We start from the raw sequence: 9,191 nt of genomic DNA on the forward strand, positions 1-9,191 counted from the left end.
CATTTTGCTCTTGTTGCCGTTATTCACCAGATAGGCGATGAGGCCTCCGCCGGAGCACTCCGGCGGAGGCCGCTGTGACGAGGGAGGACGGCGGAGGGCCTACTTTCCGGTCTCCCGCTCGTACGCCTTGAGGACCTCGTCGGTCGGGCCGTCCATCAGCAGCTCGCCCTTTTCCAGCCAGAGCACCCGGTTGCAGGTGTCCCTGATGGACTTGTTGCTGTGGCTGACCAGGAAGACCGTGCCGGCCTCCTTGCGCAGTTCGCGGATGCGCTTCTCGGAGCGGATCTGGAACTTGCGGTCACCGGTGGCCAGCGCCTCGTCGATCATGAGAACGTCGTGGTTCTTGGCGGCGGCGATGGAGAACCTGAGCCGGGCGGCCATACCCGAGGAGTACGTCCGCATCGGGAGGGTGATGAAGTCGCCCTTCTCGTTGATGCCCGAGAAGTCAACGATCTCCTGGTAGCGCTCGCGGATCTCCTCGCGCGTCATTCCCATCGCGAGCCCGCCGAGCACCACGTTCCGCTCGCCGGTCAGATCGCTCATCAGCGCCGCGTTCACACCGAGCAGCGACGGCTGTCCGTCCGTGTACACCTTGCCGCGCTCGGTCGGCAGCAGACCCGCGATGGCCCGCAGCAGGGTCGACTTGCCGGAGCCATTGGTGCCGATGAGGCCGATGGCCTCCCCCCGGTAGGCGGTGAAGGTGACACCGCGTACGGCGTGCACCTTCCGGACTCCCCGCGCCTCGCCCTTGCCGCGGCGCAGTATGCGGCTCAGCGCCGCGGTGGCACTGCCCTTGCCTCCGCCTGCGCCGTTGACCCGGTACACGATGTGCACATCGTCGGCGATGACGGTGGGGATGCGCCCCGAAGTGTTGTCCTCAGCCACGGCCGTACCGTTCCTCTGCCTTCCAGAAGTACACGAAGCCCGCGAGGCCGATGAAGGCCGCCCAGGCGAGCCCGGCGATCCACACGTGCGGCGGCAGGTTCTCGGAGCCGTAGCCGTCGATCAGCGCGAAGCGGATCAGGTCCATGTAGATGGCCGCCGGGTTGTACTGCAGCGCCCTGCCGACCCACTCCGGCTGGTCCTTGAGCATCACCGTGATGGAGAACATGACACCGGATGCGTACATCCAGGTGCGCATGATGAACGGCATCAGCTGGGCCAGGTCCGGGGTCTTGCTGCCGAGCCTGGCCAAGATCAGCGCAAGACCGGTGTTGAAGACGAACTGCATGACCAGCGCGGGCACCACCAGCAGCCAGGACAGCGACGGGTAGTTGCCGAAGCCGACGGCCACGATCACCAGCACGATCATCGAGTACAGCAGCTGCTGGAGCTGCTGCAGCGAAAACGAGACGGGCAGCGAGGCACGCGGGAAATGGAGTGCGCGCACCAGCCCGAGGTTGCCGGAGATCGCCCGCACACCCGCCATCACCGAGCTCTGCGTGAAGGTGAAGACAAAAACACCGGTCACCAGGAACGGGATGAAGACCTCCTTGCTCATTCCCCTGCTGGTGCCGAGGATCAGCCCGAAGATCAAGTAGTAGACGAGTGCATTGAGCAGCGGCGTGGCCACCTGCCACAGCTGGCCGAGCTTGGCCTGGCTGTACTGGGCGGTCAGCTTGGCCCGGGAGAACGCCATGATGAAGTGGCGGCGGCCCCAGAGCTGGCGCACGTACTCGAACAGCCCGGGCCGGGCGCCGCTCACCGTCAGGCCGTACTTGCCTGCCAGTGCGGCGGCGCTCAGGCCGTCGTCGGCGGATGGCGGGGTGCTCAGCGCGACCGCACCGTCATGGGTTGTGTCACTCACCAGATGAAACTCTCGTATTCAAGATGCGCAGCCAGTCGCGGTCGCGGTTCAGGCGGACAGGTTCCGTAAGAAAAAAATACGCCTCATGCTCTCAGAGGAGAGCTTCTCAGATCACGGGAGGTCGGCCGAGTCTGGTCAGCCGCCATACCGTGCGCCACTTCATCGGACGACGTGGTCCGCAGGGCTTGGTCCAGCCTTCCCGGAAGCCGCCGAACCATGCCTTCAGCGCGGGGCCCGAGGGTTTGCGGAGCAGCGTCAGCAGCAGCCAGACGCCGAGGTAGACGGGGACCAGAGGCGCAGGCAGATTGCGGCGCGCCAGCCAGACCCGGTTCCTGGCCACCATGCGATGGTAAACCGCGTGCCGGGACGGGGCGGTGGTCGGGTGGTTGAGGACCATGTCGGCGCGGTAGTCGATCAGCCAGCCGGCGTCCAGTGCCCGCCAGGCGAGATCCGTCTCCTCGTGCGCGTAGAAGAAGTCGCCCGGCAGCCCGCCGACCTCGGCGAGGACCTGGGTACGGACGGCGTTGGCGCCGCCCAGGAAAGTCGTCACGCGCGACGAGCGCATCGGGTCGGCGGCGCGCAGCCGTGGCACGTGGCGGCGCTGGGTCACGCCGGTGTCCGGGTCGGCGATCCGGAAGCTGATGATCCCCAGCTTCGGGTCCCGCTCGAACGCCAGCCGGCACAGCTCGGCGGTGTCGGTCAGCGGCAGCAGTCCGTCGTCGTCGAGGAAGAGCAGCGCGTCGACGTCGGCGCCGGACGGGCCGAACGCCTCGATGCCGACGTTGCGGCCGCCGGGGATGCCGAGGTTCTCGGGGAGCTCGATGGTCCGTACCCCTGCGGGGACGTCCGGGACCGGGGCACCGTTGCCGACGACCACCACCTCGATCCGGTCGCCGTCCTGCTTGGCGACCGAATCGAGGAGGGCGCGCAGCTCGTCAGGACGGTTGCCCATCGTGATGATGACCGCGCCGAGCTTCATGGGGGTGCTCACTTCAGCCTGCTCGATGCCAGGACCGACACCAGGTGCAGCAGCGTCTGTACAAGGGCGATACCGGCCAGCACGGCGACGCCGAGCCGGGAGAAGAACAGGTCGCCCCTGACCGCGTCCAGGACCGCCAGGACCAGGATCAGCAGGGAAGCCTCGATCCCGAGCACCAGGCGGTGGAACTTCAGCGCCGCGGCGGCCTTGCGGGCCAGCGCCAGACCGGACGAGCGCGGCTCCGACGCCGCCTCCTTGACGGGCGGCAGTCCGCCCTGGTGACGCGCGACGCCGACGAGGTCGGTCTCGGCCTTGATCAGAACAGCGCCGAGGGCAGCGAGGGTGCCGAGGAAGGCCCACAGCCAGTCGATCCGCCCGGATCCCCACAGATCAGCCGCGCGCAGGCCGAAGCCGACCAGCACCGCGGCGTCGCAGAGGTAGGCGCCGACACGGTCCAGGTAGACGCCGCCGAGTGAGAACTGCTTCTTCCAACGGGCGATCTCGCCGTCGATGCAGTCGAGCAGCAGATAGAGCTGGACCATCACCACCCCGAGGACGGCACCCGTGATCCCGGGCACCAGCAGGGCCGGGGCGGCGAGGACGCCGCAGACCGTCATCAGATAGGTCAGCTGGTTCGGCGTGATCTTGGTGTTCACCAGGTAACGGTCTATGCGCAGCGAGATCTCCCGCATGTACATGCGCCCGGCCCAGTGTTCACCGCTGCGCCGGTCCTTCACACCTTCCGGGTGAACGACAGGACGGAGTTCAGCTACTGATGGTCTTGGCATAGTCGGCGTACGCGTCCCTGATCTGGTCGGTGGACAGGTTGAGGTGTTCGAGGATCGTGAAGCGTCCCGGACGTGTCTGCGGGGCGTAGTCGACGGCCTGGACGAACTCGTCGGCGGCGAAGCCGATGTCCTCGGCCAGGACCGGCAGCCCGTGCCGGCGCAGGGTCGTCACCATGAGCAGAGACTCCTCGCGCGCACCTCGCAGATACATGGCGAAGCAGGCGCCGAGGCCGACCTGCTCGCCGTGGCTGGCAGCGCGCTTGGGGTACAGCAGGTCGAAGGCGTGGTTGATCTCGTGGCAGGCGCCCGAGGCCGGCCGGGAATCCCCGGCGACCGACATGGAGATGCCGGTGAGCACCAGGCCCTCGGCCAGTACCTTCAGGAAGGCGTCGTCGCTGACCCCGCCGGGGTGGCGCAGCACGGCCTCACCCGCCTGCCGGGCCATGGCGGCCGCGAGCCCGTCGATCTCCTCGCCGTTGACACCGTGGGCGAGCTCCCAGTCGGCCACGCACGAGATGTTGGAGACCGCATCGCCGATGCCGGAGCGGACGAAGCGGGCGGGCGCCTCGCGGATGATGTCGAGATCGATGACGACGGCGATCGGGGTGGGGACCCCGTACGAGCCCCGCCCGTTGTCGTTGTCCAGGGTCGCCACGGGCGAGCAGAGACCGTCGTGCGAGAGGTTTGTCGCAACCGCGACCATCGGCATGCCGACGCGCGCCGCCGCGTACTTCGCCACGTCGATGATCTTGCCGCCGCCGAGGCCGACCACGGCGTCGTACCGGTTGCCCTTGATCTCGTCGGCGAGCCGCACGGCGGAGTCGATCGTGCCGTCGGCGACCTCATACCAGTCGGCGCCAGGCAGCACCGGGGACAGCCGCTCGCGCAGGACCCGGCCCGAGCCGCCGCTGATCGCGACGGCGAGCTTGCCGGAGGCGGAGATCCGCTGGTCGGCGAGGAGGCCGGCCAGGTCGTCCAGGGCGCCGCGGCGGATGTCGACGACGACTGGGGACGGGATGAGCCGGCTCAGTACTGGCACGCGATCTCACGGCCCTTCGCGAGGTCGTCGTGGTTGTCGATCTCGACCCATGTCACTTCGCCGATGGGGGCGACGTCGACGGTGAAGCCGCGGTTGACGAGCTCCTGGTAGCCGTCCTCGTAGTAGAGGTCGGGGTCGCGCAGATACGTCGCCTTCAGGGCGTCGGCGAGCTCCTCGGCGGCCTCGGACTCGATCAGGGTCACGCCGATGTACTCGCCGGTCGCCGTGGCCGGGTCCATCAGCTTGGTGATCCGCTGGACGCCCTTGTCGCCGTCGGTGATGACCTTCATCTCCTCGTCGGCGAGGTTCTTCACCGTGTCGAGGGCGAGGATGATCTTCTGTCCGTTGCCGCGGGCGGCGAGAAGCGTCTTCTCCACGGAGACCGGGTGCACGGTGTCGCCGTTGGCGAGGATGACACCCCGCTTCAGGACCTCACGGGCACACCACAGGGAGTAGGCGTTGTTCCACTCCTCGGCCTTGTCGTTGTCGACGAGGGTGAGCGTCAGGCCGTACTTCGCCTCCAGCTCGGCCTTGCGGTCGTACACGGCCTCCTTGCGGTAGCCGACAACGATCGCGGCCTCGGTGAGACCGATCTCCGCGAAGTTGGCGAGCGTCAGGTCGAGCACGGTCTTCTCGCCGTCGACGGGCACGAGGGCCTTCGGAAGCGTGTCGGTGTAGGGGCGCAGACGCCGTCCTGCACCGGCTGCGAGTACGAGGCCGATCATGCGGGTTCTCCTTCGTCGTGAACGGCAGGTGCTCCGGAGGACACCCAGAAGCGGATGGACTCGGCGAGCACCACCACGGCCACGGCCACCGCGAGAGCGGTGAGTGCCATGGTGAAACCTGAATGCTGAGTGAGTACGGCGGCGAGTACGGCCACCACCAGGGTCCGGCCCTCGTGCCCACCGATCGTTCGCACCAGCCACCGGGGCGGCGCGCCGGTGCCCCCGCGAATGCGGTACACCGTGTCGTAGTGATGGTAGGCGACGGCCGAAATCAGCCCGAAAGCCGCAGGAAGGGCTTGATCGACGTCGCTGCGGGCGGCCAGAGCAAGGATCGTGCAGTACTCCGCCGCCCGGAATATCGGGGGCACGAGCCAGTCGAGTGCGCCCTTGAGGGGGCGGGCGACGGCGATGCCGGAGCAGACCGAGTAGAACACCGCGGCGACGATCATCTGCCGGCTGCCGAACGGCTGCAGCAGAGCGGCGCCGATCAGGGCGGCCGCACCGACGAGGGCCACCACCGGGGCGGCCCATCCGCCCCGGATACGGGGACCCCTCGCCGCGACGAGGCCGGCCAGCGGCCCGGAGTCCGCGAGGTCGGCAAGCGCCTGGGCGGCCCGGTCGGTGCGCTGCGCCTTGCGGGTCAGCGAGCGCAGCAGGCGGCCGGCGGTGGTGTAGCAGGCGGCGACGGAGCAGCCGATCAGCAGAGCGTAGAAGACGATCCGCGGGGTCGTCACCGCGGTCAGCACGGCGATCATCGCCCAGCGCTCGCCGATCGGCAGCACTATCATCCGGCGCAGCCAGACCGTCCAGCCGACGCTGTCGAGCTTGTCGGAGAGGGCTGCCGTCGGGCTCGAATTGGCGACCGCGTCGTGGTTGGCCTCGTTGAACGAGAAGTCGACGACATGGCGGCAGGTCTGCAGCACCATCGCGCCGAGGGCGAGCGCCCATACGTCGTCGCCGCCCTGGGCCGCGCCGAGGGCGAGGCCCGCGTAGTACGCGTACTCCTTGGCCCGGTCGAACGTGGCGTCCAGCCAGGCGCCCATCGTCGAGTACTGCAGCGAGTAGCGGGCGAGCTGCCCGTCGGTGCAGTCCAGAACGAAGGAGAGGAGCAGCAGCAGTCCGGCGGCGATGTACCCGCCGCGGCTGCCCGTCGCCGCGCAGCCCGCCGCGATCAGCGCGGTGAGCAGGGAGGCGGTGGTGACCTGGTTCGGGGTGAGGCCGCGGCGCGCGCACCAGCGGGCGATGTAGCGCGAGTACGGGCTGATGAAGTAGGTGGTGAAGAAGCCGTCGCGGGCCTTCACGGCGCTGCGCAGCCGTACCGCCTCCTCGTCGACCGCGGCCACGGCGGACTGCGCGGTGGCGCGGACGGCCTGGTCGACAGGGACGGCCGCGACGAGCGAGCCGAGTTCCGGGCGCTGCACGGCGGTGCCCTCGGCCTCCAGCGCGACGGCGAGGCGGCCCGGCACGGTGCGGTCGGTGACGGGTACGGTGTCCGCGGCGCCGGCCGGCCCCACGGGGATTCCCGCACCGACGGCCGCGGTGGCGCTGCGCAGGGCGCGGGCGAGCGCGGGACGCGCCTCCGGCTGCGCGGTGAGCGCACCGGGGACGGTGGCGGCCGGGAAGCGGGGGTCGGTCAGCCCGAGCCGGAGGGCGTGGACGTGTCCGACGAAGCGGGGATCGACGAGCGCGACGCGGGCGTCGGCGGGAGCCGCGGAGAGCAGCTCGGCGGCCTCCGTGACATCAGCGGCGGCCTGCACGTCGAAGCCCAGCGACCGCAGATCGTCCGCGAGCGACGATCCGGGTACCGGTGCACCGGTGAGGATGGCGGTCGACAGACGAACTCACTCCTTGGTGCTGACAGGGTCGGCGCGCGGCAGTGCGGCCCGGATGCGGGCCGGCGGCACGTCGGCAGAGGCTATCGGATGAACGGAAGCGGGAGTTCACTGCCCGTTTATGCTCCGTTCGAGGCAGACCGGCATCATGCGGCGCCGCCCGCGATCATCATCGTCGATCCCGGCCCCGGCTCACAAACCGCGGGGGTACCGGGCTCCGCCTCGGCTCACACGCCGCAGCGACATAGACCCAGGCTGACGGGTATGACATGGCTGACCACAGGCGGAGCGGGATATATCGGGGCACATGTGGTGCGGGCCATGGCGGCCGCCGGGGAGCGGGTGGTCGTGCTCGACGACCTGTCGACCGACATCCGCGACCGGCTCCCGGCCGATGTACCACTGATCCGCGGCTCGGCCGCCGACCGCGCGCTGCTCGACCGTACGCTCGCCGGGCACGCGGTGACGGGTGTGGCGCATCTCGCAGGTCCGAGGAGCTGGGCCGGACGGCCCGGCGCGGGGTGCGGGAGATGGTCGAGTCGGCCTGGGAGGGCTGGTGCCTGCGCCACCCCGAGGTACTCGCCACATGATCCGCGCCTGAACGGTGCACCGCCCTGACCTGCAATCGTTTCCGCAGGTCAGGGCATATGACAACGGTGTTCAGTGCCGTGTTGCCCGATACCCCCTACCCGTAGTTCACTGGCCTTCTCGGGCCGATACGGGTCCGGTTCCGCAAGACGACCGGAGGCGTCCCCATGGGGGTAGGGCACGATCACGGGCACTCGCACGGCGGGCCGCCGCCCACCGGCACCGCTGCCGCGGCGTACAAGGGGCGGCTGCGGATCGCGCTGTACATCACACTCACCGTGATGGTCCTGGAGATCATCGGTGGTCTGCTCTCCGACTCGCTCGCACTGATCGCCGACGCCGCCCATATGGCGACCGATGCGCTGGGGCTGGGGATGGCGCTGCTGGCGATCCACTTCGCCAACAAGCCGGCCGGACTCAATCGAACCTTCGGCTACGCCAGGGCCGAGATCCTCGCCGCTCTGGCCAACTGCCTGCTGCTGCTCGGCGTGGGCGGCTATCTGCTCTACGAAGCGGTCGGGCGCTTCATCACACCCGTCGAGACCCGGGGCGGACTGACGATCGTCTTCGCCCTCGTCGGCCTGGCCGCCAACATGGTCTCCCTGTCGCTCCTGGTGCGCGGGCAGAAGGACAGCCTCAATGTGCGCGGCGCCTATCTGGAGGTGCTCGCCGACGCGCTCGGCTCGGTCACCGTGCTGGTCTCGGCCGGCATCATCCTGGCCACCGGCTGGCAGGCCGCCGACCCGATCGCCTCGCTGCTGATCGGTCTGATGATCGTCCCCCGTACGGTCAAGCTGCTCCGGGAGACGCTCAATGTGCTGCTGGAGGCGGCTCCCAAGGGCGTCGACATGGGCGAGGTACGGGCCCACATCACCGCCCTGCCCGGGGTGCTGGACGTCCATGACCTGCATGCCTGGACCATCACCTCGGGGATGCCGGTGCTCTCCGCCCATGTGGTGGTGCAGCAGGAGCTGCTCGACTCGATGGGGCACGAAAAGCTGCTGCACGAGCTGCAGGGCTGTCTCGGCGACCACTTCGACGTCGAGCACTGCACGTTCCAGCTGGAGCCGAGCGGGCACGCGGAGCACGAGGCCGGACTCTGCCACTGAACGGCGATTCAGCGCGGTACCCGAACTGCCGTCCGGGCGCGGGTGTAGGGTCCTGCACAGAGGTATACGTGCCTCCCCCTGCCTGAGAGAGGAGCTGAGGTAGATGACCGTCGCGACGGCGCCTGCCCGGCGCAGCATCCGGTCCTTCTTCAGCTCCCGGGTTCCCGGCTAGGGCGTGTTTCGAAAGTAGCGCCGTCCGCCCGTAGGGCGGGCCTGGCGGCGTCTGGTCCGTGCGATCGCAAGGCGGAGGGTCGCCCCGATACTGGGCGTATCGGGGCGAGCCCGACAACGCAGCGCGCGTGCGTGCCAGGCGTCGCCAGGCAG

Annotated in this window: 8 protein-coding genes and 1 pseudogene; 2 read left to right on the forward strand and 7 right to left on the reverse strand. The window is 69.2% G+C overall.

All coding sequences use genetic code 11. The annotated features are described in order from the left end of the window. Positions 1–99: 99 nt before the first annotated feature. The 7 genes from AB0915_RS36415 to AB0915_RS36445 all read right to left on the reverse strand — a co-directional run bounded on the left by AB0915_RS36415 (position 100) and on the right by AB0915_RS36445 (position 7,095). Positions 100–885 (reverse strand): ABC transporter ATP-binding protein, encoded by a 786-nt coding sequence (locus tag AB0915_RS36415; protein WP_366695284.1) that lies wholly within the window; start codon positions 883–885, stop codon positions 100–102. Continuing rightward, positions 878–1,807 (reverse strand): ABC transporter permease, encoded by a 930-nt coding sequence (locus AB0915_RS36420; protein WP_366695286.1) that lies wholly within the window; start codon positions 1,805–1,807, stop codon positions 878–880. Before AB0915_RS36420 ends, AB0915_RS36415 begins: the two co-directional genes overlap by 8 nt. Before the next feature lie 106 nt (positions 1,808–1,913). Beyond that, entirely contained in the window at positions 1,914–2,798 is an 885-nt protein-coding gene (locus tag AB0915_RS36425) for a glycosyltransferase (RefSeq protein WP_366695288.1), read from the reverse strand. Beyond that, the gene (locus AB0915_RS36430) at positions 2,795–3,574 is read right to left on the reverse strand and encodes a CDP-alcohol phosphatidyltransferase family protein (RefSeq protein WP_366137886.1); all 780 of its coding nucleotides are present in this window, start codon (positions 3,572–3,574) and stop codon (positions 2,795–2,797) included. Before AB0915_RS36430 ends, AB0915_RS36425 begins: the two co-directional genes overlap by 4 nt. Continuing rightward, positions 3,552–4,613, reverse strand: a complete 1,062-nt coding sequence (locus AB0915_RS36435; RefSeq protein ID WP_366695290.1) for an iron-containing alcohol dehydrogenase family protein — start codon at positions 4,611–4,613, stop codon at positions 3,552–3,554. The genes AB0915_RS36430 and AB0915_RS36435 overlap by 23 nt, the downstream gene beginning before the upstream one ends. After that, on the reverse strand, positions 4,601–5,338 hold the full coding sequence (locus AB0915_RS36440) for a phosphocholine cytidylyltransferase family protein (RefSeq protein ID WP_366695292.1): 738 nt from the start codon (positions 5,336–5,338) through the stop codon (positions 4,601–4,603). The genes AB0915_RS36435 and AB0915_RS36440 overlap by 13 nt, the downstream gene beginning before the upstream one ends. Next, positions 5,335–7,095, reverse strand: coding sequence for a DUF5941 domain-containing protein (locus AB0915_RS36445; RefSeq protein ID WP_366695294.1), 1,761 nt, complete (start codon positions 7,093–7,095; stop codon positions 5,335–5,337). Before AB0915_RS36445 ends, AB0915_RS36440 begins: the two co-directional genes overlap by 4 nt. 339 nt (positions 7,096–7,434) lie before the next feature. Between AB0915_RS36445 and AB0915_RS36450 the strand changes: the two are divergent. Both AB0915_RS36450 and AB0915_RS36455 read left to right on the forward strand, forming a co-directional pair. Continuing rightward, a pseudogene (locus tag AB0915_RS36450) lies at positions 7,435–7,656 on the forward strand (NAD-dependent epimerase/dehydratase family protein); the annotation flags it as partial. 269 nt (positions 7,657–7,925) lie between these two features. After that, complete coding sequence (locus AB0915_RS36455) at positions 7,926–8,867, forward strand: cation diffusion facilitator family transporter (protein WP_366695296.1); 942 nt, start codon at positions 7,926–7,928, stop codon at positions 8,865–8,867. Positions 8,868–9,191: the final 324 nt, after the last annotated feature.

Origin of the sequence: Streptomyces sp. NPDC048411, assembly GCF_040704695.1 — a bacterium.
Lineage (GTDB): Bacteria > Actinomycetota > Actinomycetes > Streptomycetales > Streptomycetaceae > Streptomyces.

Coding starts and splice junctions, on each gene's coding strand:
- AB0915_RS36440 (WP_366695292.1), bottom strand. CDS start 5,338: ATGATCGGCCTCGTACTCGCAGCCGGTGCAGGACGGCGTCTGCGCCCC.
- AB0915_RS36455 (WP_366695296.1), top strand. CDS start 7,926: ATGGGGGTAGGGCACGATCACGGGCACTCGCACGGCGGGCCGCCGCCC.
- AB0915_RS36430 (WP_366137886.1), bottom strand. CDS start 3,574: ATGCCAAGACCATCAGTAGCTGAACTCCGTCCTGTCGTTCACCCGGAA.